The sequence below is a fragment of the Streptomyces sp. NPDC096205 genome (genome assembly GCF_044763135.1).
In the GTDB taxonomy this organism is placed as follows: Bacteria; Actinomycetota; Actinomycetes; order Streptomycetales; family Streptomycetaceae; genus Streptomyces.
The window spans coordinates 114,585-138,248 of record NZ_JBIWFS010000006.1 but is presented as its reverse complement, the minus strand read 5'-3'; the positions used below and the strand labels follow the sequence as shown (position 1 = coordinate 138,248).

The 23,664-nt window shown below is 72.9% G+C and carries 21 protein-coding genes; 11 read left to right on the top strand and 10 right to left on the bottom strand.

The genetic code is table 11. The features are described 5' to 3' along the window. Positions 1–167 precede the first annotated feature (167 nt). The 3 genes from otsB to ACIQ6Y_RS22830 all read right to left on the bottom strand — a co-directional run bounded on the left by otsB (position 168) and on the right by ACIQ6Y_RS22830 (position 2,608). Positions 168–1,046: a trehalose-phosphatase gene (gene otsB / locus ACIQ6Y_RS22840; RefSeq protein WP_404041784.1), complete on the bottom strand. Its 879-nt coding sequence runs from the start codon at positions 1,044–1,046 to the stop codon at positions 168–170. 64 nt (positions 1,047–1,110) lie between these two features. Continuing rightward, on the bottom strand, positions 1,111–1,344 hold the full coding sequence (locus ACIQ6Y_RS22835) for a DUF3263 domain-containing protein (protein WP_404041783.1): 234 nt from the start codon (positions 1,342–1,344) through the stop codon (positions 1,111–1,113). Between the two features lie 10 nt (positions 1,345–1,354). Continuing rightward, entirely contained in the window at positions 1,355–2,608 is a 1,254-nt protein-coding gene (locus ACIQ6Y_RS22830; RefSeq protein WP_404041782.1) for an ABC transporter substrate-binding protein, read from the bottom strand. A 146-nt stretch (positions 2,609–2,754) separates the two neighbouring features. Here ACIQ6Y_RS22830 and ACIQ6Y_RS22825 point away from each other — a divergent pair, with 146 nt between their 5' ends. The 3 genes from ACIQ6Y_RS22825 to ACIQ6Y_RS22815 all read left to right on the top strand — a co-directional run bounded on the left by ACIQ6Y_RS22825 (position 2,755) and on the right by ACIQ6Y_RS22815 (position 5,961). Then, the gene (locus tag ACIQ6Y_RS22825) at positions 2,755–3,699 is read left to right on the top strand and encodes an ROK family protein (protein WP_404041781.1); all 945 of its coding nucleotides are present in this window, start codon (positions 2,755–2,757) and stop codon (positions 3,697–3,699) included. Then, a complete protein-coding gene (nagA, locus tag ACIQ6Y_RS22820; RefSeq protein ID WP_404041780.1) occupies positions 3,699–4,910 on the top strand; it encodes an N-acetylglucosamine-6-phosphate deacetylase in 1,212 nt (403 codons plus the stop codon). The genes ACIQ6Y_RS22825 and nagA overlap by 1 nt, the downstream gene beginning before the upstream one ends. Before the next feature lie 121 nt (positions 4,911–5,031). Continuing rightward, entirely contained in the window at positions 5,032–5,961 is a 930-nt protein-coding gene (locus ACIQ6Y_RS22815; RefSeq protein WP_404041779.1) for a 1-phosphofructokinase family hexose kinase, read from the top strand. A 198-nt stretch (positions 5,962–6,159) separates the two neighbouring features. On the opposite strand, the gene ACIQ6Y_RS22810 is transcribed toward ACIQ6Y_RS22815, so the two are convergent. Both ACIQ6Y_RS22810 and cdgB read right to left on the bottom strand, forming a co-directional pair. Beyond that, entirely contained in the window at positions 6,160–7,128 is a 969-nt protein-coding gene (locus ACIQ6Y_RS22810; RefSeq protein WP_404041778.1) for a carbohydrate-binding protein, read from the bottom strand. Positions 7,129–7,245: 117 nt separating this feature from the next. Beyond that, on the bottom strand, positions 7,246–8,901 hold the full coding sequence (gene cdgB, locus ACIQ6Y_RS22805; RefSeq protein ID WP_404041777.1) for a diguanylate cyclase CdgB: 1,656 nt from the start codon (positions 8,899–8,901) through the stop codon (positions 7,246–7,248). A 306-nt stretch (positions 8,902–9,207) separates the two neighbouring features. Between cdgB and ACIQ6Y_RS22800 the strand changes: the two genes are divergently transcribed. Then, on the top strand, positions 9,208–9,804 hold the full coding sequence (locus ACIQ6Y_RS22800) for a flavin reductase family protein (RefSeq protein WP_404041776.1): 597 nt from the start codon (positions 9,208–9,210) through the stop codon (positions 9,802–9,804). A gap of 53 nt (positions 9,805–9,857) precedes the next feature. On the opposite strand, the gene ACIQ6Y_RS22795 is transcribed toward ACIQ6Y_RS22800, so the two are convergent. Continuing rightward, on the bottom strand, positions 9,858–10,703 hold the full coding sequence (locus ACIQ6Y_RS22795; protein WP_404041775.1) for a sigma-70 family RNA polymerase sigma factor: 846 nt from the start codon (positions 10,701–10,703) through the stop codon (positions 9,858–9,860). Positions 10,704–10,889: 186 nt separating this feature from the next. Then, positions 10,890–11,324, bottom strand: a complete 435-nt coding sequence (arfB, locus tag ACIQ6Y_RS22790; RefSeq protein WP_404041774.1) for an alternative ribosome rescue aminoacyl-tRNA hydrolase ArfB — start codon at positions 11,322–11,324, stop codon at positions 10,890–10,892. Positions 11,325–11,480: 156 nt separating this feature from the next. On the opposite strand from arfB, the gene ACIQ6Y_RS22785 reads away from it, so the two are divergent. From ACIQ6Y_RS22785 to ACIQ6Y_RS22775, 3 genes are all read left to right on the top strand, one after another. Then, on the top strand, positions 11,481–12,056 hold the full coding sequence (locus ACIQ6Y_RS22785) for a TerD family protein (protein WP_404041773.1): 576 nt from the start codon (positions 11,481–11,483) through the stop codon (positions 12,054–12,056). A gap of 112 nt (positions 12,057–12,168) precedes the next feature. Further along, a complete protein-coding gene (locus ACIQ6Y_RS22780) occupies positions 12,169–13,215 on the top strand; it encodes a GNAT family N-acetyltransferase (RefSeq protein ID WP_404041772.1) in 1,047 nt (348 codons plus the stop codon). A gap of 299 nt (positions 13,216–13,514) precedes the next feature. Then, positions 13,515–15,065 (top strand): M4 family metallopeptidase, encoded by a 1,551-nt coding sequence (locus tag ACIQ6Y_RS22775; RefSeq protein WP_404042155.1) that lies wholly within the window; start codon positions 13,515–13,517, stop codon positions 15,063–15,065. A gap of 37 nt (positions 15,066–15,102) precedes the next feature. On the opposite strand, the gene ACIQ6Y_RS22770 is transcribed toward ACIQ6Y_RS22775, so the two are convergent. Further along, a complete protein-coding gene (locus ACIQ6Y_RS22770; protein WP_404041771.1) occupies positions 15,103–16,509 on the bottom strand; it encodes a M1 family metallopeptidase in 1,407 nt (468 codons plus the stop codon). A gap of 298 nt (positions 16,510–16,807) precedes the next feature. Between ACIQ6Y_RS22770 and ACIQ6Y_RS22765 the strand changes: the two genes are divergently transcribed. After that, entirely contained in the window at positions 16,808–17,308 is a 501-nt protein-coding gene (locus ACIQ6Y_RS22765) for a hypothetical protein (protein ID WP_404042154.1), read from the top strand. Between the two features lie 5 nt (positions 17,309–17,313). On the opposite strand, the gene ACIQ6Y_RS22760 is transcribed toward ACIQ6Y_RS22765, so the two are convergent. Beyond that, positions 17,314–18,009, bottom strand: a complete 696-nt coding sequence (locus ACIQ6Y_RS22760) for a pentapeptide repeat-containing protein (RefSeq protein WP_404041770.1) — start codon at positions 18,007–18,009, stop codon at positions 17,314–17,316. Positions 18,010–18,148: 139 nt separating this feature from the next. Here ACIQ6Y_RS22760 and ACIQ6Y_RS22755 point away from each other — a divergent pair, with 139 nt between their 5' ends. The 3 genes from ACIQ6Y_RS22755 (at position 18,149) to ACIQ6Y_RS22745 (ending at position 22,097) form a co-directional block, all read left to right on the top strand. Further along, positions 18,149–19,309 carry an FAD-dependent oxidoreductase gene (locus ACIQ6Y_RS22755; RefSeq protein ID WP_404041769.1) on the top strand — a complete coding sequence of 387 codons (1,161 nt, stop codon included), beginning with the start codon at positions 18,149–18,151 and terminating at the stop codon, positions 19,307–19,309. A gap of 47 nt (positions 19,310–19,356) precedes the next feature. After that, positions 19,357–20,340 carry a zinc-binding dehydrogenase gene (locus tag ACIQ6Y_RS22750; RefSeq protein ID WP_404041768.1) on the top strand — a complete coding sequence of 328 codons (984 nt, stop codon included), beginning with the start codon at positions 19,357–19,359 and terminating at the stop codon, positions 20,338–20,340. Between the two features lie 263 nt (positions 20,341–20,603). Then, positions 20,604–22,097, top strand: a complete 1,494-nt coding sequence (locus ACIQ6Y_RS22745) for an MFS transporter (RefSeq protein WP_404041767.1) — start codon at positions 20,604–20,606, stop codon at positions 22,095–22,097. A gap of 133 nt (positions 22,098–22,230) precedes the next feature. Here the strand turns inward: ACIQ6Y_RS22745 and ACIQ6Y_RS22740 are convergent, their stop codons facing one another. After that, positions 22,231–23,628 carry an NAD(P)/FAD-dependent oxidoreductase gene (locus ACIQ6Y_RS22740; RefSeq protein ID WP_404041766.1) on the bottom strand — a complete coding sequence of 466 codons (1,398 nt, stop codon included), beginning with the start codon at positions 23,626–23,628 and terminating at the stop codon, positions 22,231–22,233. Between the last annotated feature and the right edge of the window lie 36 nt (positions 23,629–23,664).

Here is a 23,664-nt window from a genome sequence, read left to right as displayed (position 1 = left end):
GGCCCGCCCCCGGCGGCGGGCGTAACCCCATTTGCCCCTTGTCCCCGACCGTAGCGCCGGACCGAGGACGGACAACCCCCCGGCCCGGCCCCGTCCCACCCACCCAGCGGGCGCGCTACCGCCACCCCCACCGAAGCCGCGCAGGCCGCCGCAGGCATCCGCCCCCGTCAGGCCAGACGAGACGCGAGCGCGGACAGCAGCTGCACCACACCCGACGGGCCGTCCACCACGACATCCGCCCGTTCCCGCAGCTCGGCGACCTCGTCGCTGCCGCTGCAGACGAGCAGCCCCGGAATGCCGTCGGCCCGGAGCTTGGAGACGGCGGCGAAGGCGGGCAGGTCACCGAGGTCGTCACCGGCGTAGACGACGCACTCCGCGCCGACCGACCGCACCCACTCCTCCAGCGCGACCCCCTTGTCCATGCCCGGCGGCCGCAGCTCCAGCACCATCCGCCCCGGCTCCACGATCAACCCGTGCCGCGCGGCCAACGCCCCGAGCGGCTCCCGCAGCATCTCGAACGCCGCCTGCGGATCCTCCGCCCGCCGCGTATGGACGGCAACGGCCCGCCCCTTCTCCTCCACCCACGTGCCCTGCCACGCCCCGACCCCGTCCAGCACCCCGGGCAGCTCGGCCCGCACCGCCGCGACCCCGGGATGCGGCGCAGGCGCGCTCACGCCCCCGCTCGCCGCGTCCCACCGTTCGGCCCCGTAGTGCCCGAGCACCACGAGATGCTCGAGCCCGGCCACCCCCGCGAACCCCCCGTACCGCACCGCCACCCCCGCCGGCCGCCCGGTGATCACCGCGACGGACGCCACCCGAGGCGCCAGCCGCGCCAGCGCGGGCGCGGCATCGGGGTGGGCCCGCGCCTGATCGGGGTCCGGCACGATCGGGGCGAGCGTGCCGTCGAAGTCGAGGGCGATCACCGCCTTGCCCGGCCGGGCGAGAAGCGCGTCGAGCCCGACGCGCCCGGCCTCGGTCACAGGCTCCGGCAGAGCTCCCACACCGGCGCTCGCACCTGCACTCGCATCATGCTGATGGCTGCCCATACAGCGACCCTATCCACGCAAGCCCCACGGCACTCACCGCAAGCTCACCCCAAGCCCACCAAGCTCACCGCTCCCCCCGCCGAGCCTCCCGCACCCGCCGCAGCCGATTGACGGTCACCGGATCATGCGCAAGGGCCCGAGGATCGTCCAGCAGGGCGTTCAGGAGCTGGAAGTAGCGCACGGGCGCCAGCCCCAGCTCCTCCCGGATCGCCCGCTCCTTCGCACCGGGCCCGGCGAACCCCCGCCGCTCCAGCGCAAGAATGTCCCGCTCCCGCTGCCCGAGCCCCTCTGCGTCCATGCCCAGCACCCTAGCCCGCGGCAGCCGCCGCATCGGCCTGCGTGGCCTCCGCCTCCAGCCCCCCGAGCACAGCGGAAGGACTCCCGCCGGGGGCGACGGCCTTGCCGATGTCCGCCTTCACGGCGGCGCTCACCGAGGCCCAGGACGTCTTGCCCACGGGGTAGAACTCGGCGAACTGCAGCTGGTCGAGGAACGGCTTGAGGTCCTGGTCCTCCTCGGCCGCGGACATGACATCCGACGCCGAGTTGGTCACCGGCAGCAGGTCGTACTCGCGCGAGAACGCGAGCACGTTCTTCTCGCTGTAGACGAAGTCGAGGAACTCGCCCACCTGATCGCGGTGCCCGTTCTTCTTGAACGCCATCATCCAGTCGGCGACACCCATCGTGGACTTGGTCTCGCCGTCGGGCCCGGGCATGGGCACCATGCCGAACTTCACGCCCTTCTTCGCGGCCGTCTTCATCAGCGACGGGTGCCCGTTGAGCATGCCGACCTTGCCGGAGGCGAACGCGGAGAACGCGTCGGCCCGGTTCAGCTTCGCCGGCGCGACCGGCCCGGTCAGGCCCTTGCCGACCAGCTGGTCGCGCAGCCAGGTGAACGTCCCGACGTTCTCGGCGGAGTCGATGCCGTAGGTGCCCAGCGTGTCGGTGTAGCCGCCACCCCCGCTGAGCAGCCACTGCATGGTCTCGGCCTGCGCCTCCTCGGGCCCGAGCGGCAGGGCGTAGGGGTAGGTGACGCCCTCCTCCTTCAGCGCCTCGGCGTCGGAGGCGAGCTCGGCCCAGGTGGTGGGCGGGGTGAGGCCGGCCTCGGCGAAGAGGGACTTGTTGTAGAAGAGCAGGCGCGTGGACGCGGCGAACGGCATGCCGAACTGCTCTCCGTCGACCTGCCCGGCGTCGGCGAGCTGCCCGGCGAAGTCGGCCTGGGTGGTGATGGAGAGCAGGTCGTCGGCGGTGTAGAGCTGCCCGGCGGCGGCGTAGTCGGCGTACGCGCCGATCTGCGCCAGGTCGGGGGCGTCGCCCGCGTCGACCATCTCCTTGACCTTGCGGTCGACGTCGTTCCACGAGTAGACGGAGACGTCGATCTTCACGCCGGGATGCTCGGCCTCGTACGCGGCGACCAGCTTGTCCCAGTACTTCTCGGAGCTGTTGGCCGCGCTGTCGCCGTAGTCGGCGGCGACCAGCTTCAGGGTGACGTCGTCGGACCCGCCGCCGACCCCGCAGCCCCCCAGGACCGCCGTCATCCCCAGCGCGACGACCGCCGCGATCATTCCCGTCCTACGCCGCTGCACTACGAAGCCCCAACCCTGCCCAAGTTCCGCTCGGACACCCCACCCGGGTGTCCGCTATCCGAATCAAGGTCTACACCACGCAAGTGGACTAGACCTCTTGCGGGTCCTCGGGCCACACTGTCCCCGTGAGACATGTCATCGCCCTCGATGTGGGCGGCACCGGGATGAAGGCCGCCCTGGCCGGGGCGAACGGCGAGCTGCTGCACCGGGCACGCCGGGCCACCGGGCGCGAGCGCGGCCCGGACGCGGTCGTGGAGGGCATCCTCGACTTCGCCGCCGAGCTGCAGGCGTACGGCGAGCAGCACTTCGGCGAGTCGGCCGGCGCAGCGGGCGTCGCCGTGCCGGGCATCGTCGACGACACGAACGGCGTCGCCACGTACGCCGCGAACCTCGGCTGGCGGGACGTGCCCCTGCGCGACCTGATGACCAAGCGCCTCGGCGGCATCCCGGTCGCGCTCGGCCACGACGTGCGCACCGGCGGCCTCGCCGAGGGCCGTATCGGCGCGGGCCGGGGCGCCGACCGGTTCCTCTTCGTCCCGCTGGGCACCGGCATCGCGGGCGCGATCGGCATCGACGGCCGGGTGGAGGCGGGCGCCCACGGCTTCGCGGGCGAGATCGGCCATATCGTCGTACGACATGAAGGGACGCCCTGTCCGTGCGGTCAGCGCGGCTGCCTGGAGCGGTACGCGTCCGCGGCGGCGGTGAGCGAGGCCTGGGCCGCGGCCTGCGGGGACCCCGGGGCGGACGCCGCCGACTGCGCGCGGGCCGTCGCGTCCGGCGACCCGAACGCCGTACGAGTCTGGAGCGAGGCGGTCGACGCCCTCGCCGACGGCCTGGTCACCGCGCTCACTCTGCTGGACCCGCGCACCCTGATCATCGGTGGCGGCCTCGCCGAGGCGGGGGAAACCTTGTTCTCACCACTGCGGGACTCGGTCCGGCGCCGTGTCACCTTCCAGAAGCTGCCGACGATCGTCCCAGCCGCCCTGGGCGACACCGCAGGCTGCCTGGGCGCAGGCCTCCTGGCCTGGGATCTCCTCAACGAAACGGACCGTACGGAGGTATCGACCTGATGGCAGCTGACCGAGGGGCGCGGGGAACGGCGCGAGAAACCACGACGAGCCCGCAGCCCGCCACGGACGGAACCCCCCTGGTCCTCGCCGGAGCCAACGTCGTCCTCCCCACCGGCACGGTGGAGAACGGCCGACTCACCATCGACGGCCCGCGCATCTCGGACAGGGCACCGGAGAACGCCCGGTCCCTCGACGCCGGCGGCCTTTGGCTGATCCCCGGCTTCGTCGACCTCCACAACCACGGCGGAGGCGGAGCGTCCTTCTCCAGCGGGACGGCGGCCGATGTCCTGAAGGCCGTCCACACCCACCGCCTCCACGGCACGACCACCCTCGTCGCCTCCACGGTCACCGACGAGATGGACCTCCTGGTCCGCCAGGCCGGCCTGCTCAGCGAGCTGGCCGAGCAGGGCGACATCGCGGGCATCCACTTCGAGGGCCCTTTCATCTCCCCCTGCCGCAAGGGCGCCCACTCCGAGGGGCTGCTGCGCGACCCCGACCCGGCGGAGGTGCGCAAGCTGATCGACGCGGCGCGCGGCCACGCCAAGATGGTCACCCTCGCCACGGAACTGCCCGGCGGCATCGACTCCGTACGGCTGCTGGCCGAGCACGGCGTCATCGCGGCGGTCGGCCACACGGACGCGACGTACGAGCAGACGGTCGAGGCGATCGAGGCGGGCGCGACGGTCGCCACACACCTGTTCAACGCGATGCCCGCCCTCGGCCACCGCGCGCCGGGCCCGATCGCGGCGCTGCTGGAGGACGAGCGGGTCACGGTCGAGCTGATCAACGACGGCACGCATCTGCACCCGGCGGCGCTGGAGCTGGCGTTCCGTCACGCGGGCGCGGACCGGGTCGCCTTCATCACCGACGCGATGGACGCGGCCGGCATCGGCGACGGCCGCTACATGCTGGGCCCGCTGGAGGTCGAGGTCGCGGACGGGGTGGCCCGGCTGGTGGAGGGCGGCTCGATCGCGGGCTCCACCCTCACCCTGGACCGCGCGTTCAAGCGGGCCGTGACGATCGACCGGCTGCCCGTCGGGGACGCGGTCGCCGCGCTGTCGGCGAACCCGGCCCGGCTGCTGGGCCTGGCCGACTCGGTCGGCTCGCTGGAGCCCGGCAAGTACGCCGACCTGGTGCTGCTGGACGCGGACTTCGATGTCAAGGGCGTCATGCGGCGAGGGGAATGGGTGGTCGATCCCCAACTGGGCTGATTGAGCCGCAGGTCGACGAGACGGTGGCCGGTCCTGGGGCTGGGCCGGTCGCCGTCTCTTTGGCATGATCAGGACTTCGGAAGAAGTCAGTCGGCAAGCGCTTCGGGGGAGGTCGGACCAGGTGATCCTCACGGTCACACCGAACACCGCTCTCGACCTCACCTACCGCGTACGGTCACTGCGGCCGCACGCCTCCCACCGGGTCTCCGAGGTCGTGGAGCGGCCCGGCGGCAAGGGCCTCAACGTGGCCCGGGTGCTCGCCGCGCTCGGCCATCGGGTGACGGTCACCGGCTTCGCGGGCGGCGGCACCGGGCGGGCGATCCAGGAGCGGCTCACCGCGACGCCGGGCGTGGTCGACGCACTCGTCCCGGTCGCCGGCGCGAGCCGCCGCACGGTCGCCGTGGTCGACGAGTCCACCGGCGACACCACCCAGCTGAACGAGCCGGGCCCGCTGATCACGCCGTCGGAGTGGTCCGCGTTCCAGGAGGTGTACGCGGACCTCCTCGCCTCGGCCTCGGCGGTGGCCCTGTGCGGCAGCCTGCCGCCGGGCGTGCCGGTGGGGGCGTACGCCGGTCTCGTACGGACCGCCCGGGCGGCGGGGGTGCCGGTGCTGCTGGACACGGGCGGGGAGGCGCTGCGCCGGGGTGTGGCCGCGCGCCCGGACCTGATCAAGCCGAACGCCGACGAACTGGCCGAGCTGACCGGTTCGCACGAGCCGCTGCGGGCCACCCAGGATGCCCGCAGACGCGGCGCCCGCTCGGTGGTGGCCTCGCTGGGCGCCGAGGGCCTGCTGGCGGTGACCCCGGAGGGCCGCTGGCGTGCCGCTCCGCCCGCGCGCGTGCCCGGCAACCCGACGGGCGCGGGCGACTCGGCGGTGGCGGGCCTGCTGTCGGGCCTGGTGGAGAACCTCCCCTGGCCAGACCGCCTGGCCCGCGCGACGGCCCTGTCCACGGCGACCGTCCTCGCACCGGTGGCCGGCGAGTTCGACCGGACGGCGTACGAGGAGCTGCTGGGCCGGGTGTCGGTGACCGCGGAGGCCACCGCGGCCTAGGGCCTGTCTTCCGGATCAGGCCGGCTGCGAGGCGCTTCCGCCTCCTGGCGGGGTCGAGCGGGGTCTGGTGCGTGCAGCTGCAAGGCGGAGGAGGGAGTCGACGCGGAGCGTCGGCGAGTGACGACAACGCCGCAGATGTGCGTGCCAGACCCCGCGACACCGGCATGATCCGGAAGACAGGCCCTAGCAGGCGCTCGGCTATTCGGTGACCTGGCCCTGCTTCACCCGCAGCCGGTCCAGCAGGACGTCGCACTTGTCGCCGGTGCCGCAGGTGATGGTGAGGGTGTTGGTGCCCTTGCTGAGGGTCGGGTAGGCGTAGGTGGTGGTCCAGCCCTTGGAGAAGTCGCCGGCGGGGGCGCCTGCGTAGTTCTTCATGCTCAGCTTGGTGCCGAATTCCTTGCCGTTGACGAAGAGCGTCATCGACTGGTCCGCGCCCGCGGCGCTGTAGTCGGCGAAGAGGGTGTAGCTGCCGTCCTCGGGGATGCCGTCGACGGTCCAGGTGACGGACGCGCCGGGCTGGTTCAGGCCGGTGATGTACACCCCGCCCTCGGACTTGGCGCCGGGCACGTCCGTGGCGGTGGCGACGCCGGGCGACAGCCGCAGCGTCTTGGCGTCGGTCTCCAGCGGCTCCATCGCCTCCTCCTCGCTGGAGCTGGCCGAGGGGCTCGGCTCCTCGCTCTGCGAGACGGACGGGGAGGGGCCTGCCTGGTTGCCGTTCTCGTCACCCTCGGCGTCGCCGCCGCCGACCATGGCGACGCCGATGCCGATGACGACCGCGGCGACCACCGCGATCGCGCCGATCAGCAGCCCCTTGGTGTTCGGGCCGCGGCCCCGGCCGCCGCCGTTGCCGCCGTACGCCTGCTGCGGCGCGGTGGGCGCGCCGCCGGGCAGGGTCTCGGGGGCGGCGTAGTGCGGGTTCGGGCGGCCGTACGCGCCCTGCTGCTGGCCGTGGGCGGCCTGCTGGGGGATCTGCTGGCCGTAGGAAGGGGCGGCGCCCTGCTGCTGGCCGTACTGGCGTTCGCCGACCGTCCGCACTCTGCTCACGGAGTTCGGGTAGCCGTAGCCGCCGGAGGGCGGCTGGGCGCCGTTGGCCTGACCGTCGGCGTACAGGTAGCCGAACGGGTCGTCGTCCTCGGGCGTGCTCGCGCCGTTGTTGCCGGGCGTCATCCCTTGGTACTCCTCAACATGCGGAACGATGCGATACGGATGTCAGGGTGGCGAGCCTACCCGCTCCAGCTGCCCCAAACTGGTGACTCAGACCGCATCAACTCTCTGACCTGCGGCTCATCCCGCACGCCTGTGCTGTTTGGGACGAGATCGTTTCTCGACGTACATACGCTCGTCGGCGGACTTGAGCACTTCGTCCGCGGTCATCCCGCAGTGCGCCCACCCGATGCCGAAGCTGGCTCCGACGCGTACGGCCCGGCCCTCGGCGCGGATCGGCTGGATGATCTCGTTGCGCAGCCGGACGGCGAGGTCCTGGGCGTCGGCCCGGCCGAGGCCGTCGGCGAGGATCACGAACTCGTCGCCGCCGAGCCGGGCCACGGTGTCCCCGTCGCGCACCCCGCGCGACAGGCGCCGGGCGACCTCGATGAGGACGGCGTCGCCCGCGTTGTGCCCGAACCGGTCGTTGATCGACTTGAAGCCGTCGAGGTCGCAGAAGAGCACGGCGAGGCCCTTGGTGCCGTCGTCGTGCTCGCTCTCGGGGGCGACGGTGTGCACGTGGTGGTCGTACGCGTCGTACGGGTCGGCGCCCGGCCGGAAGTCGAAGCCGTGCCCGCCGACGTCGTAGGCCGGGTGACCGTAGGCGGCGTCGACGGACTCCAGCTCGCCCGGATGCCCCGGCGGGCGCTGGCAGAGCCGCGCGGAGAGGCGGGCGCGCAGCTCGGCGGAGTTCGGCAGGCCGGTGAGGGAGTCGTGGGAGGCGCGGTGGGCGAGCTGCAGCTCGCGGCGCTTGCGCTCCTCTATGTCCTCGACGTGGGTGAGCAGGAAGCGGGGCCCGTCGGCGGCGTCGGCGACGACGCTGTTGCGCAGGCTCACCCAGACGTACGTACCGTCGCGGCGGCCCAGCCTCAGCTCGGCCCGGCCGCCTTCCGCCGAGGTGCGCAGCAGGGTGCCGATGTCCTCGGGGTGGACGAGGTCGGAGAAGGAGTAGCGGCGCATCGCGGAGGCGGGGCGGCCCAGCAGGCGGCACAGGGCGTCGTTGGTGCGCAGGATGCGGCCGTGCTGGTCGCCGCCCATCTCGGCGATGGCCATGCCGGAGGGGGCGTACTCGAAGGCCTGCCGGAAGGATTCCTCGCTGGCCCGCAGCGCCTGCTGCTCGCGTTCGAGCCGGACGAGGGCGCGCTGCATGTTGGACCTGAGGTGGGCGTTGCTGATCGCGATGGCGGCCTGGAAGGCGTACATCTGCAGGGCCTCGCGGCCCCAGGCGCCGGGCCGCCGGCCGTTGCGCGGGCGGTCCACGGACAGCACGCCGAGCAGCTCGCCGTGCGGGCCGCCCTGGCCGCCGGGCGCGTACATGGGCGCGAAGAGGCGGTCTGCGGGGTGCCACTCGTCCTCGAAGCGGGGGGCGGGGCCCTCGGTGAACCACTGCGGGACGTCGTCGTCGTCGAGGATCCAGCCCTCGGTGTGGGGTATGAAGACCAGGTCGCCCCAGGTCTCGCCCATGTTCAGCCGCCGCTCCCAGGACTCGCGGGAGCCGACGCGGCCGGTGATCAGGGCCTCGGCGGCGGGGTTGCCGGAGAACGCGGCGACGACGAGGTCACCGTCGGGGCGTACGAGGTTGACGCAGGCCAGTTCGTAGCCGAGGGCGGTGACCACGCCGTCGGCCACCGTCTGGAGGGTGTCGGCGAGGCTGCGTGCGGTGTTCATGTCGGCCATGACCTGGTGCAGCTGCCGCAGGGACGCCAGACGGACGTAGGGCTCCGACTCGGTCTCCATGCTCGCCCTCCCCCCGAGACCTCGCAGCGAATAAAGGGTTCGCATCGTCCCCGCCACTGAATCACAGCGCGCTGCCCACTCGGTACACAGGGTCAACAATTAGTCCCTCTTGTGACTCAAGTCACATGTAAATGTGAACAATTGAGTGAGGTTTCTGCGATTTCCCTGTGTGTTTCCCTGGGTTTTCATCGCACGCAAACCCGCCGAGATATGCGGGCGGCACCGGAACTCCGCCGGTGGTCCTAGGCCCTTCCTCGGACGGAGGTCCGATGCGGGGGCCGTGGGGCGCACACTAGCGTTTCTCATGTGCTGAACCATCCTCCCGTCACGCTCCCCGCCCAGTCCTCGCCCACCACGGCCCCCGCCGCCGGGCATCCTGTGGGGGTGAGCAACGACGAGTTCCGCGCCGCCATGTCCCGGCTGGCCGCGGGCGTGGTCCTGGTGACCGCCCAGGAGCCGCCGCTCGACCCGGACGACCCCACGGCCCCGGGCGGCGAGGACGTCGGCATGACGGCCACGGCGTTCATGTCGGTGTCCCTGGACCCGCCCCTGGTCCTGGTCAGCCTGCGCGAGGGCTCCCGCATGGACGACCTGCTCGCCGAGCAGCCGCTGTGGGCGGTGTCCGTGCTCGCCGAGAGCCAGCGGCACATCGCGGGCCGCTTCGCCATGAAGGGCCGCATCAGCGACCGGCTCCTCTTCGAGGACATCCCCTACACGCGCGGCGAGGCCAGCGGGGCGCCCCTCGTCGGGGGCGCCCTCGCCACGCTGGAATGCCGTACCGAACAGCGTGTGACGGCCGGCGACCACACCCTGGTGGTGGGCCGCGTCCTGACCGCGCGCGTGCCCAGCGCGGACGGGGGGCCGCTGATGTACTTCCGCGGCCGGTACCGGCAGCTCGGCTGACGCCCCGCCCGAAGCGGGAGCAGGATCAGCAATCAGGGATCAGGGGGCAGGGCTCAGAGCAGCGTGATGTCCAGCTCCGCCAGCCGGCCGGGGTCCGTCACGATGTCGATCACGGCGATCCGGTCGCGCACGAAGGTGAACGCCACCGCGCGCTCCAGCTCCCCGTCCACCAGCACCACCAGCCCGGTCGCGCCGTCGACCAGCGCGGGCCGCGCCGCCCGCGCCAGCCGCGCGAAGCCCGCCGCACCGGCCGCGACCGTCGCCGCGCCCGCGGCCACGCCGCCTGGCGTACGGGCCACCACATCCGGGTCCAGCACCTTCAGCAGCGCCTCGAAGTCACCCTCCCGCGCGGCGGCGAGAAACGCGTCCAGCACCGCACGCCGCCGCACCAGGTCCGCCCGCGGCTCCGCCGCGCCCCGCACCCGCCGACGGGCCCGGCTGGCCAGCTGCCGCGCCGCCGCCGGGGAACGGCCGATGACCGCGGCGACCTCCTCGTGGGGCACGGCGAACATGTCGTGCAGCACGAACGCGAGCCGCTCCCCCGGTGTCAGCGTCTCCAGCACGACCAGCAGCGCCGCCCCGACCGAGTCGGCGAGCAGCGCGTCCTGCTCGGGGTCGGCGTCCGGCTCCGGCGCGCCCGGCTCCCTCGGGTCCAGCGGCTCCTCCGCGCGTGAGCGCCTGGTGCGGAGCATGTCCAGGCAGACCCGCCCCACGACCGTGGTCAGCCAGCCACCGAGGTTGTCGATGTCCTGCCCGTCCGCGCGGTTCAGCCGCAGCCACGCCTCCTGCACGGCGTCGTCCGCCTCGGCGAGCGAGCCGAGCATGCGATGCGCGACGGCCCGCAACCGCGGACGCTGCTCCTCGAAACGCCGGGCGAGGTAGTCGTTGTCGGGGCGCATGGAGGGCCTCTCTCGTCGCAGTCAGGTCACTGCACTGACGTACGACGGAAGGCGAATGTGACGAGGGGAAGTCGACGGCGATCAGCCGCAGAGGGAGAGTCCGGCCTCGGCGGACAGCCGCGGACAGTCCTGGGCGGCGCGCGGGCGGGGAAACCACCAGTCCTGGGCGGCGCGCGGGCGGGGAAACTACCAGTCTCGGCCGGTACGGCCCCGCTTGGTCTCGGCTCGCTGCTTCTTCTCCCGCAGCCGCCGCTCGTTGATGCCCCGCGGGATACGCGTGGGCCGTCGCGGCTTGGGCGGCGGCGCGGTCGCCTCGGCGAGCAGCGCGGCGAGCCGCACCGCCGCGGCCTCGCGGTTGCGCCACTGCGAGCGGTGCTCGGACGCCCGCACGGTGAGGACCCCGTCGACCAGCCGCCCGGCCAGCCGCTCCAGGGCCCGCTGCTTCCACACCTCGGGCAGCGACTTCGTCGCCGCGAGGTCGAACCGCAGCTCGACCTGCGAGTCACTGGTGTTGACGTGCTGTCCGCCCGGCCCCGAGGACCGCGAGAAACGCCACATCAGCTCGGCCTCGGGCAGCGAGACGGAGCCACGGATGACATGGGGTGCGGACATGCCGACCATCTTCCCGTTTCCCGGGGCTTCACGTCACCCGAATATCCCCGGCGGGCACGACCCGGTAAAGAAAGTAAAGACACCTGGAACCTATGGCACCTCCTCGGGCGTTCATTGGGGTAGCTGTAGGTTCGTCGTACGCAACGAGGGAAGGGACTCCCAACAATGGCTGTAAGCCTGTCCAAGGGCGGCAACGTCTCGCTCACCAAGGAAGCTCCGGGCCTGACCGCCGTCACCGTGGGCCTCGGCTGGGACGTCCGCACCACCACCGGCACGGACTTCGACCTCGACGCCTCCGCGATCGCGGTCAACGGTCAGGGCAAGGTCTACTCCGACGCCCACTTCGTCTTCTTCAACAACAAGCAGACCCCGGACAACACCATCGTCCACACCGGTGACAACCGCACCGGCGAGGGCGCGGGCGACGACGAGGCGATCAACGTCAACCTGGCGGCCCTCCCGGCCGACATCGACAAGATCGTCTTCCCGGTCTCCATCTACGACGCCGAGAACCGCTCGCAGAACTTCGGCCAGGTCCGCAACGCCTACATCCGCATCCTCAACCAGGCCGGCGGCGCCGAGATCGCGCGCTACGACCTGTCGGAGGACGCGGCCACGGAGACGGCCATGGTCTTCGGCGAGCTGTACCGCAACGGCGCCGAGTGGAAGTTCCGCGCCGTCGGCCAGGGCTACGCCTCGGGCCTCGCGGGCATCGCGCAGGACTTCGGCGTCAACGTCTGACGTCTGACGGACGCCCCACGCGGTGAGGACCCCCGGCCCCGGCCGGGGGTCCTCCTGTACGGGCCCGGCCCGATCCGTCCTGACCGCACGAGCCTCGCGGTAGCGTCCCGGCATGATCCTCGAACAGCTGGACGTCCCGCCCGGCCAGGACATCCCCGGCCCCCTCCTCACCGAACTGACCGCGCTGTACGCCTCGAACCACGAGTTCTTCGCGCTGAGCGGTGACTTCCCCGACCCGGACGACATCAGCCCGGAGCAGGTCGCGGCCGCGCTCGCCGGTGAACTCGCCCACCCGGACGCCGAGGTGCTGCTGGCGCGCAGTCAGGGGCGGCTGGTGGGGATCGCCGTCACGCTGGCGCACCACCCGGACCCGGCCGACCCGGACCCGTGGATCGGGCTGCTGATGGTCGACAGCGGTGTCCGCCGGCAGGGACACGGCAGGCAGCTCGCCGGCCTCGTCGAGGACCGCTTCCGCGCGGCCGGGCGTGACGCCGTACGGCTCGCCGTGCTGGAGAACAACCCCAAGGCGCTGGCGTTCTGGACCGCGCTCGGCCACGAGGTGATCGGCCGGCGCCCGGACCGCGAACGGGGCCGCCCCTGCGCGGTGCTGCGCAAACCGCTGGGTGAGCCGCTGCGCGAGCCACTGAGGGAGCCGCTGAGGGACCCGGCTCGCGAGTCGCCGGCTGAACCGCCGCGCACCCCCCGCCGTGCCGCCCGAGTCGCCGTCCTGGATCCCGACGGCGCGGTCTTCCTGTTCCGGTACGACAACGTCGAGGTCGGCGTCCACTGGGCCATGCCCGGCGGCGGTCTGGAGCCCGGCGAGTCCCCGCGCGAGGGCGCTCTGCGCGAGCTGAGCGAGGAGACCGGCTGGACGGATCTGGAGCCGGGGCCGCTGCTCACCACCTGGGAGCACGACTTCACGCACGCGGTCGGCCCCGTCCGCCAGCACGAGCACATCTACGTCGCCCACGGCCCCCGCCGCGAGCCCACCGGCCCCCATCTGGCCGCCGCGCACGCCGAGGACAAGATCCTCACCTGGCGGTGGTGGACGCGCGAGGAACTGACCGAGGAGGCCGAGCCGGTGTGGCCGCCGGAACTCGCTCGACTGCTGGACGACTTGGACCGGACCAATGCCGGACCGATCGGCAACTCCGGCTGACAAAAGCGCAGTTGGGGCCCCTCGTACGTCCGGATAACGGAGGTGCCACCACGGCTTTCGGATACGAACACGTAAAGTCTTGACGGCGGTCTGTCAAACAGACCGGTGCAGGTGTCACTCTCTCCTCGCCGCCGCAATCTGTGCCCCACCTGTGCCTCACCCCATGAGGCGCAGCCCACAGCCTGTGCCTCCCCCCAGAGGCCGGTGACCAAGGAGACCGAGTGAGACTGCAGTCCCACGCCACCCGCACTCCCCGTACGACCGTCCTGCGTGCCGCCGCCCTGATCGGCTCGGCCGCGATGGTCGTCCTCGCGACGCAGAGCGGCGCCGCCACCGCGGCCGCCCCCGAGCCAGCCTCCACCTCCGCGGCCCTCCCGCTGACCGCGTCCGCGCGCGCCACCGCCATCGCCACCGCCCAGGACCGGGCCGCCTCGACCGCCCGTGAACTGGGCCTCGGCACCCAGGAGAAGCTCGTCGTCCGCGATGTCGTCAAGGACGCCGACGGCACGGTCCACACCCGCTACGAGCGCACCTACGCCGGTCTCCCCGTCCTCGGCGGCGACCTGATCACGCACGAGGCGAAGGGCGGCGCCCTCAAGAGCGTCACCAAGGCCACCAAGGCCCGGATAGCCGTGGCGTCCACCGACGCCGCGATATCGGCGACCGCGGCGAAGAAGTCGGCGCTCGCCGCCGCCGAGGACGGCACCTCCGCCACCGCCCGCAAGGTGGTCTGGGCCGCCGGCGCCAAGCCCGTCCTGGCCTACGAGTCCGTCGTCCACGGCCTCCAGCACGACGGCACCCCGAGCGAGCTGCACATCATCACCGACGCCGCCACCGGCAAGCAGCTGCACTCCTTCGAGGCCATCGAGACGGGCACCGGCACCAGCCAGTACAGCGGCACCGTCACCGTCGGCAGCACCCCGGCCGCCGGCGGCTACGACCTCACCGACTCCGGTCGCGGCGGCCACAAGACGTACGACCTCAACGGCGGGACGTCCGGCACCGGCACGCTCTTCAACGACGCCGACGACGTCTGGGGCAACGGCTCGCCCACCAACCGGCAGACCGCCGCCGTCGACGCCGCCTACGGCGCCCAGGTCACCTGGGACTACTACAAGACGGCCTTCAACCGCAACGGCATCCGCAACGACGGCAAGGCCGCCTACAGCCGCGTCCACTACGGCAACGCCTACAACAACGCCTTCTGGTCCGACCAGTGCTTCTGCATGACGTACGGCGACGGCGCGGGCAACCTCAAGCCGCTCACCTCGCTCGACGTGGCCGGCCACGAGATGAGCCACGGCCTGACCGCGTCCACGGCCGGCCTCAACTACCGCCGCGAGTCCGGCGGCCTGAACGAGGCCACCTCCGACATCTTCGGCACGTCCGTGGAGTTCTTCGCGGGCAACTCCTCCGACCAGGGCGACTACCTGATCGGCGAGAAGATCGACATCCGGGGCAACGGCACCCCGCTGCGCTACATGGACAAGCCCAGCAAGGACGGCAACTCCGCCGACTACTGGTCCTCCGGCGTCGGCCGCCTCGACGTGCACTACTCCTCGGGCCCGGCCAACCACTTCTTCTACCTGCTGTCCGAGGGCAGCGGCGCCAAGACCATCAACGGCGTCAGCTACAACTCCCCCACCTACGACGGCTCCACGGTCACCGGCATCGGCCGCGCCAAGGCCGAGCAGATCTGGTACAAGGCCCTGACCACCTACTTCACCTCCACCACCGACTACGCGGGCGCCCGCGTCGGCACCCTGAACGCCGCGCGCGACCTGTACGGCGCGGGCAGCGCCGAGTACAACGCGGTCGCCGCCGCCTGGAAGGGCATCAACGTCAACTGACGTTCCCTCCCACGGTGATGCCGAGCCGGGTCGTCCCTCAGGGGCGGCCCGGCTTTCCGTCGCCGTACAGCCATTCCCGCCAGACGTCGGAGAGGTCCGTCCCCGGCGCCTGCCGCTCCACGTACGCCGTGAAGTCGGCGGTGTCGGCCGTGCCGTGGCGGTGGGCGCCCGCCCAGCCGCGCAGCAGCGTGCGGAAGGCGTCGTCGCCGAGCCGCTGCCGCAGCTTGTGCAGCACCATCGCGCCCCGCTGGTAGACCGGGTCGCCGGAGAGGTGCTCGGCGCTGTCCGGGCGCGCGGGCGGGAACGCCCACAGGTCCGGGTAGAGGTCCTCGCCCTGCGCGTACAGCCGCTCGAAGGTGCGCTGCGCGCTGTCGCCGCCGTGCTCCTCCGCCCACAGCCACTCCGCGTACGTCGCGAAGCCCTCGTTGAGCCAGATGTCCCGCCAGGTCCGCGGGGTGACCGAGTCGCCGTACCACTGGTGGGCCAGCTCATGGACCAGCAGCGGCACGTCCGGCGCGCCCGGGAACACCGGCCGGTTCTGCGTCTCCAGGGCGTAGCCCACGTCCCCGTCCCGCTCGACGATCGCCCCGGTGGACGTGAACGGGTACGGCCCGAAGGTGTCCTGCGCCCACGCCACCACCTCGGGCAGCCGGGCCAGCACGGCCCGGCTCGCCCGCGTCTGCGTCGGGTCCACGGCGGTGTACACCGGCAGCCCGTCCCGCGCCGTCGTCCGGCTGACGTCGTAGCGGCCGATCGCGACGGTGGCGAGATAGCTCGCCATGGGCTCGCCCGTGTGCCACACGAACGTCGTACGGTCCTTGCCCGCGCGCCTGCGCACCAGTTCGCCGTTGGACACCGCCGTCAGGCCGCGCGGCACGGTGACCGTGATGTCGTACGGCGCCTTGTCGGAAGGGTGGTGGTTGCCGGGGAACCACGCCGCGGAGCCCACCGGCTCGCCCAGTGCGAGGGCGCCGTCGGCGGTGGGCAGCCAGCCCTCGCGTGAGCCGTCCGGGTCGGTGAGGGTCTCGGGCGTGCCGCCGTAGCGGACGGTGACCCGGAACGTGCCGCCCTCGCGGAGCTCCCCGTGCGGGCGGACGGTCAGCTCCTGCCCGGCCCGGTTCCAGTGCGCCTGCTTCCCGTCGACCTCGACCTCGGTGACGTCCAGGCCCTTCAGGTCGAGGTCGAAGGCGGACAGATCCTGGGTGGCGCGGGCCGTGAGCGCGGCCGTGCCGGTGAGCCGGCGGCGGGCGGGGTCGTAGGCGAGGTCGAGGGCGTAGTGGGTGACGTCGTAGCCGCCGTTGCCCGCCTTGGGGAAGTACGGATCGCGCAGCCCCGCGCCGCCTGGGGTGCCCTGCACACCGCCGCCGCACGCGGTGAGGGCGAGAGCTAGGCTCGTGGAGAGGGCCACGGCGGGAACAACGGGCACGAATCGGGACACGGGCATGATCCTATGGGCGCGCGCACCCGGCCCCTGAGCGCGCGAATGCCGGACCCTGGGCACGCGCACGCCGGACTCCTGGGCGCCCGACTGCCGGACCCTGGGCACGCGCACGCCGGACCCCTGGGCGCCCGACTGCCGGACCCTAGGCGCGCGCACGCCGGACCCCTGGGCGCCCGACTGCCGGACCCTAGGCGCGCGCATGCCGGACTCCTGGGCGCCCGACTGCCGGACCCTGGGCACGCGCACGCCGGACCCCTGGGCGTGGAATCCGCGCCCCTCGGCCCGTGACACCATCACCTACGTGCTCGACATCGGCTACGCCCTCTCCAACCGCTTCCCGGACCCGCCGCAGACGGACTACCGGCGGGCGGACGTGCACGCGCTGCGGCACGACCTGTTCTGCGGGGACGTCTACCTCGCCGACACCGAGAGCGACCGGGAGTTGTCCACAGCCTGGGGATGGGTGCCGGTGCTCGACTTCGCGTGGGCGCTGTGCGACATCGTCGAGCGCGTCGACCAGGACCCGGCAGGCTCCCGGGCCTCCCGGCCCCAGTACGCCGAGCTGGACTTCACCGAGTCCACGGACCGGATGCTCTTCGAGCGGAGGTTCGGGTGGGTCGACATCGAGGCCGACTGGATGCCGGCCGAGGAGGCACCGCTGACCTTCTCCCACACCGAGCTGCGCCGCGAGGCCCGGGACTTCCTGCACGACCTGATCGCCGACCTGGTCGACCTGCACGAGGACCTGGGCGAGAACCCGGCGATCTGGACCCTCCAGGCCCGCTTCCCCCGCGTGAGCTGACTTCCTCAGGCCTCCACCCGCACCCCCAGCTCCGCCGCCAGCACCGGCGCCAGGTCCAGCAGTTGCGCCGGGCTGATCACCGCGCCCGAGAGCCGGTCCACCCCGCGGGCGATCTCCAGCGGAGCCGCCCCGCGCAGGTCGACGTCCTTCAGGGTGGCCGAGGTGAGGTCGGCCTCCTTCAGGGCGCAGTCGAGGAACTCGACGCGCTCCAGGTGGGCGCCGGCGAAGTCCGGCTCGATCAGCACGCAGCCGTCGAAGACGACGTCCTTGAGGCGGGCCGCGCGGAAGTTGAGGAAGTCGAGCTTGCCGCCGCGGACCACGACACGCTCCAGGACGGCGCCGTGCAATTGGGTGCCGCCCAGGCGGGCGCCCAGCAGCTCGACGTCGCGCAGGGTCGCCTCGGCCAGGTCCGTGCCGACGCCGCGCACGTCGGTGAGGACCGAGTCCAGGAAGCGGGCGTGGTGCAGCCGCGTCTCGTCCAGCGCGCAGCCCGTCAGCGCGCAGTCCATGAAGCGGGCGCCCGCGCCGTCCTGCCCCGCGAGGTCCGCCTCCTTCAGCTCCAGGCCGTCGTAGTCCCCGTCCGGCTGCAGCGGGCCGCCGTCCCACCGCTCCAGCGGGGGCAGGCGCAGTTCCGGTCGCCGCGCCCCCTTCACCGCCGTAATGCCGGCCCTTCCGTCCCGTCCCACCCGTCCACTCGCCATGCCCCCATCGTGCACCCCGCCACTGACAATCGCCCTGACCTGCGCAAAGCCCCCTCCCGCGGGCCCGTTGTCACATTTCCACCCGTCCGCGCCGTCGTAAGGAGTGACAGGCGAACCCCAGCAGAGGGAGACCCCAGCCATGCACCGCATCACTGTCGTCGGCGGCGGCTTCGCCGGACTCACCGCGGCCATCACCGCAGCCGAGGCGGGCGCCCGGGTCACCGTGTACGAGGCGCACCACACCCTCGGCGGGCGGGCCCGCACCGCCGAGGGCCCGTACCGGACCAACGAAGGCCCCCACGCCCTGTACAACGGCGGCCCGCACTGGACCTGGCTGCGGCGCCGCGACCTGATCGGGCCGCTCGCGCCGCTGCCGCCCCTGGAGGCCGCGCGGCTGCGGCTGCGGCACCACGGCGTACTGCGCCGCACCCCGCCCTTCGCCATGCTCAAGCTGCTGCGCCGCAGCGCCGCGCAGGCGCCCGTGGACCAGGACTTCCTGACCTGGGCGACACGGGAGGCGGGCGAGGAGGGCGCCCGGGCCGCCGCCCACTACGCGGCCGTCGCCCTGTTCCACCACGACCCCGGCTCACTGTCCGCGGCGTTCGTGCAGGAGCGGCTGCGCCGGGCGACCAAGCTGCCGCCGGAGGCGCACTACCCGCGCGGCGGCTGGGGTGCCGTCATCGACCGGATGGCCGCCCGCGCCTGGAACCTCGGGGTGCGGATGGAAACCCTGTCGCGCGTCGACACCCTGCCGACCGATACGCCCGTCATCGTCGCCACCTCCCTGGACGCCGCCCGCCGACTGCTCGGCGACGACTCGCTGACCTGGCCGAGCGGCCGTACCGTGCTCGTCGACCTCGCCGTACGGACCCGGCGCGGCGACGCGTTCGCCGTGTCGGACCTGGACGCGCCGGGCTGGATCGAGCGCTTCACCGCGCAGGACCGCACCCTCGCCCCGGCCGGTGAGCAGCTGATCCAGGGCCAGATCCCCATCGCGCCGGACGCCCCGCGCGCGCGGGGCGTCGCCCGCGCCGAGGAACTGCTCGACCTGGGCTTCCCGGGCTGGCGCGAGCGCGTCACCTGGCGCCGCGAGGCCGTCGCACAGGGCCGTACGGGCGCGGTCGACCTGCCCGGCACGAGCTGGCGCGACCGGCCCGCGGTGGACCGCGGCGACGGCGTGTACCTCGTCGGCGACCAGGTGGCGGCGCCCGGCGTGCTGTCCGAGGTGTCCTTCAACAGCGCGCTGACCGCCGTGTCGCTGATGCTCGGCCGCAACGCCCTTGACCTCAAGCACGCTTGAGGAAGAAGAGTGGGCCCCGTCGCCACGCCAAGCCTCTGGGGGATCCCATGCACGCCGTCCGCCTGCACACCTTCGGCCCGGCCGAGAACCTGACGTACGAGGAGGTGGAGGATCCGCGTCCCGGCCCGGGCCGGCTCCGCATCCGTGTCCGTGCCGCCGGCGTCCACCTCCTCGACACCGCCCTGCGCGAGGGCTTCCAGGGCGGCCCGGCCCCCGTGCCGACCGAACTGCCCACGATCCCCGGCCGGGAGGTCGCGGGTGTCGTCGAGTCGCTCGGCGAGGGCGTGGCAGGACTGTGGCTCGGCAAGCGCGTGGTCGCCCATCTGGGCTTCGTGCCCGGCGGGTACGCCGAGCTGGCCGTCACCGAGGTCGAGCGTGTCCACGAGATCCCGGACAACCTCGGCTTCGCCGAGGCCGTCGCCATGATCGGCACCGGCCGCACCGCGATGGGCATCCTGCAGTTCGCCGACCTCGGCCCCGACGCGGTGGTCGTCGTCCCCGCCGCGGCCGGCGGCATCGGCACCCTGCTCGTGCAGTACGCCAAGCGCACCGGCGCCACCGTCATCGGCCTCGCCGGCGGCCCCGAGAAGGCCGCCCGCGTCCGCGACAACGGCGCCGACCTCGCCGTCGACTACACGGACCGGGCCTGGCCCGACAAGGTCCGCGCCCACCTCGGCGGCCGGGCGGCCACCCTCGTCCTGGACGGTGTCGGCGGCGACATCGCCCGCGAGAGCGTCGCCCTGCTCGGCCCCGGCGGCCGCCACCTCGTCTTCGGCTGGTCCGCCGAGGGCATCAAGGACGGCAAGGGCCACTTCGTCGACGGCGTCTCCGAGAACGTCCTCGGCCCGGTGATGCTCGCCCGCGCGGGCGGACCCGACCCGCTCCGCACCCTCGAACTGCGCGCCCTCACCGAAGCCGCCGCAGGCCGCCTCACCCCGGCCGTCCAGCGCTTCCCGCTCGCCGAGGCGGCCGCCGCCCACCGCGCCCTGGAGAACCGCGGCACCACCGGAAAGGTCGTCCTGGAGCCCTGACCGGCAGCCCGGAACCTCCCCCTGACTCCCTCTGACGCCCTGACCGGCAGCCCGGAAACCTCCCCCTGACTCCCTCCGGCGCCCTGACCGGCAGCCCAGAAACGTCCCCCTGACTCCCTCCGGCGCCCTGACCGGCCGCCCGGAAAGGCCCCCTGACTCCGCCCGGAGCCCTCACCCGACCCGAACACACTCCCGAGGCACCCATGACCGCCGACAAGAACCCACCGGATGCGACCCGCCCCGATCCATGGTCTGCTGGCCGAATGAGCGGCACGCGGACAGCCGACAGGGCGGAGGCCGACCCCCACCGCTGGTGGGGCCTGGTGGTCATCGCCCTGGCCCAGCTGATGGTCGTCCTCGACGCGACCATCGTGAACATCGCGCTTCCCTCCGCACAGCACGCCCTGCACATGTCCGACGGCAACCGCCAGTGGGTCATCACCGCCTACACCCTCGCCTTCGGCGGCCTGCTGCTGCTCGGCGGCCGTATCGCCGACCTCGTCGGCCGCCGTCGCACGTTCGTCATCGGCCTGGTCGGCTTCGCCGCCGCCTCCGCGCTCGGCGGCGCCGCCACCACCGCGGGCATGCTCTTCGGCGCCCGCGCCCTCCAGGGCGTCTTCGCCGCCGTCCTCGCGCCGTCCGCGCTGAGCCTGATGACCACCACCTTCACCGACCCCAAGGAACGCGGAAAGGCCTTCGGGATCTACGGCGCCCTGGCCGGCAGCGGCTCCGCGATCGGGTTCATCCTCGGCGGCCTGCTCACCGAGTACCTGGACTGGCGCTGGTGCCTGTACGTCAACGTGCCCATCGCGATCGTCGGCGTCATCGGCGCCCTCACCCTGCTGCACGACCGCCCCGGCCACGCCGACGCCCGCCTCGACGTGCCCGGCGTCCTGCTCGGCTGCGGCGGCCTCGTCTCGATCGTCTACGGCTTCAGCGAGGCCCAGCCCCGCGGCTGGACCGACTCCATGGTCCTGGGCCTGTTCGCGGCAGGAGTCGTACTCCTCGCGACCTTCGTGTGGTGGCAGACCCGCGCCCCCGTGCCGCTGCTGCCCCTGCACATCGTCAAGGACCGCAACCGCGCCGGCTGCTTCCTCACCATGGGGCTCGCCGTCATCGGCATGTTCGGCCTGTTCCTGTTCATGACCTACTACCTCCAGGTCGTCCTGGCGTACTCCCCGGTCAAGACAGGTCTCGCCTTCCTCCCCCTGACCGCCTCGATCATCGTCGGCTCGACCCAGGTCTCGGCCCGCCTGCTGCCCCGGCTCGCCCCGCGCGCCCTGATGGCCCCGGGCGCCCTGCTCGCCTCGGGCGGCATGGTCGTCCTCACCCAGCTGACGGTCGACTCCGACTACGCGACCCACATCCTGCCCGCCCTGATCCTCATGGGCCTCGGCATGGGCATGATCTTCATGCCGGTCTTCTCCACAGCGACCGCCGGCGTCGCCCCCCAGGACTCCGGCGTCACCTCGGCAACCGTCAACACCTCCCAGCAGGTCGGCGGCTCCATCGGCACGGCCCTGCTGAACACCGTCGCCACCACCACCAGCAGCGCCTACCTCACCGCCCACCTCGCCTCCGGCGGCGACCGCGCCCTCATCGCCAAGCAGGCCGTCGTCCACGGCTACACCGTCGCCATCTGGTGGGCCGCCGGCATCATGTTCCTCGCCGGGATCGTGGCGGCCCTGATGGTCAAGGCGAAGCCGACGGCTCACGGAGCCGCACCGGCACGACCGGTGCCGGAGTCGGTGGCGTAAGGGCCACCGAGGGGACGTAAGGGACACCGAGGTGACTTGAGGGACACCGAGGTGACTTGAGGGACACCGAGGTGACTTGAGGGACACCTGAATGGCGTCAAGGGACACCCGCGACACGCGAGCGAGGGCGCCCTCAGCCCCGCCCCGACACCCGGTCCGCCACCCGCGCGATCCGCGACGACCCCGCACTGTGCCGCTCCGTCTCCCGCCGGTCCGCCGCCCGGTACGCGGCGTACATTCCCTGCACGCCCAGCCACCGCAGCGGCTCCGGCTCCCAGCGGCGCACCTTGTGCCCCACCCACGGCAGGTCGGTCAGCTCGGTCCGCCCGCCCTGCCCGGAGTCCTGCTGCACCAGGTCCCGCAGCGTCCGCCCCGCCAGATTCGCGGTGGCCACCCCGGAACCCACGTAACCGCCCGCCCAGCCGAGCCCCGTCGACCGGTCCAGCGTCACCGTCGCGCACCAGTCGCGCGGCACCCCCAGCACCCCCGACCAGGCGTGCTCGATCCGCACGCCGGCCAGCGACGGGAAGAAGCGCACCAGGATCTCCCGCAACGCCTCGACCGTCTCCTGCTGCGTGCGGCCGTCGTTGTCCGTCCGCGACCCGAAGCGGTACGGCACCCCGCGCCCGCCCAGCGCGATCCGCCCGTCGGCGGTGCGCTGCGCGTACATGTACGCGTGCGCCATGTCGCCGAGCGTCTCCCGCCCGGCCCAGCCCACCGACTCCCACAGCTCCTCGCTCAGCGGCTCGGTCACCACCATCGAGGAGTTCATCGGCAGCCAGGTGCGCCGCTGCCCCTTCAGGGAGGCGGTGAACCCCTCGGTGCAGCGCAGCACATAGGGCGCGCGGACGGTGCCGTACGGCGTCACCGCGTGCTTCGGGCGGATCTCCGTCACCGGAGTCGCCTCGTGGATCGTCACCCCGAGCGCCTCCACCAGGGCCGCCAGCCCCTTGACCAGCTTCACCGGATGCACCCGCGCCCCGTGCGGAGTCCACGACGACCCGACCGCACCCGCGACCCGGATCCGCTGCGCCGTCTCCCGCGCCCCGTACAGCTCCCGGTCCTTCTCGCCGTACGACAGCTCGTGCGCGTGGAACGCCTTCAGCCGCGCCAACTGCGCCGGAGTGCAGGCCACTTCGAGCACGCCGCCCTGGTGCACATCGGCCTCGACACCCTCGGCCGCCAGGACCGAGACGACCTCGTCGACGGTGTCGTTCATGGCCCGCTGCAACCGGACGGCGGCGTCCTGCCCGTGCAGCTTCGCGTAGCGGTCCCGCCCGGCGATGCCGTTGTACAGCCAGCCGCCGTTGCGCCCGGAGGCGCCGTACCCGCAGAACCGCTGCTCCAGCACCGTCACGCGCAGGAACGGCGCCGCCTTCTTCAGGTAGTACGCCGTCCACAGCCCCGTGTACCCGCCGCCCACGATCACCACGTCGGCCGACGCGTCACCGGCGAGCGGCTCCCGCACCGCCGGAAGCCCGTCGTCGGCGTACCAGTACGAGACACCACCGTTGACCACACCGCTGCTCATGGCGCGGACGTTAACCCGTCCCCACTGCCGGTGTCT

Excerpts from the sequence above, each read along its gene's own strand:
- otsB (WP_404041784.1), bottom strand. The coding sequence starts at position 1,046 with ATGGGCAGCCATCAGCATGATGCGAGTGCAGGTGCGAGCGCCGGTGTG.
- ACIQ6Y_RS22835 (WP_404041783.1), bottom strand. The coding sequence starts at position 1,344 with ATGGACGCAGAGGGGCTCGGGCAGCGGGAGCGGGACATTCTTGCGCTG.
- ACIQ6Y_RS22830 (WP_404041782.1), bottom strand. The coding sequence starts at position 2,608 with ATGATCGCGGCGGTCGTCGCGCTGGGGATGACGGCGGTCCTGGGGGGC.
- nagA (WP_404041780.1), top strand. The coding sequence starts at position 3,699 with ATGGCAGCTGACCGAGGGGCGCGGGGAACGGCGCGAGAAACCACGACG.
- ACIQ6Y_RS22810 (WP_404041778.1), bottom strand. The coding sequence starts at position 7,128 with ATGACGCCCGGCAACAACGGCGCGAGCACGCCCGAGGACGACGACCCG.
- cdgB (WP_404041777.1), bottom strand. The coding sequence starts at position 8,901 with ATGGAGACCGAGTCGGAGCCCTACGTCCGTCTGGCGTCCCTGCGGCAG.
- ACIQ6Y_RS22795 (WP_404041775.1), bottom strand. The coding sequence starts at position 10,703 with ATGCGCCCCGACAACGACTACCTCGCCCGGCGTTTCGAGGAGCAGCGT.
- arfB (WP_404041774.1), bottom strand. The coding sequence starts at position 11,324 with ATGGTCGGCATGTCCGCACCCCATGTCATCCGTGGCTCCGTCTCGCTG.
- ACIQ6Y_RS22785 (WP_404041773.1), top strand. The coding sequence starts at position 11,481 with ATGGCTGTAAGCCTGTCCAAGGGCGGCAACGTCTCGCTCACCAAGGAA.
- ACIQ6Y_RS22780 (WP_404041772.1), top strand. The coding sequence starts at position 12,169 with ATGATCCTCGAACAGCTGGACGTCCCGCCCGGCCAGGACATCCCCGGC.
- ACIQ6Y_RS22775 (WP_404042155.1), top strand. The coding sequence starts at position 13,515 with ATGGTCGTCCTCGCGACGCAGAGCGGCGCCGCCACCGCGGCCGCCCCC.
- ACIQ6Y_RS22770 (WP_404041771.1), bottom strand. The coding sequence starts at position 16,509 with ATGCCCGTGTCCCGATTCGTGCCCGTTGTTCCCGCCGTGGCCCTCTCC.
- ACIQ6Y_RS22760 (WP_404041770.1), bottom strand. The coding sequence starts at position 18,009 with ATGGCGAGTGGACGGGTGGGACGGGACGGAAGGGCCGGCATTACGGCG.
- ACIQ6Y_RS22755 (WP_404041769.1), top strand. The coding sequence starts at position 18,149 with ATGCACCGCATCACTGTCGTCGGCGGCGGCTTCGCCGGACTCACCGCG.
- ACIQ6Y_RS22750 (WP_404041768.1), top strand. The coding sequence starts at position 19,357 with ATGCACGCCGTCCGCCTGCACACCTTCGGCCCGGCCGAGAACCTGACG.
- ACIQ6Y_RS22745 (WP_404041767.1), top strand. The coding sequence starts at position 20,604 with ATGAGCGGCACGCGGACAGCCGACAGGGCGGAGGCCGACCCCCACCGC.
- ACIQ6Y_RS22740 (WP_404041766.1), bottom strand. The coding sequence starts at position 23,628 with ATGAGCAGCGGTGTGGTCAACGGTGGTGTCTCGTACTGGTACGCCGAC.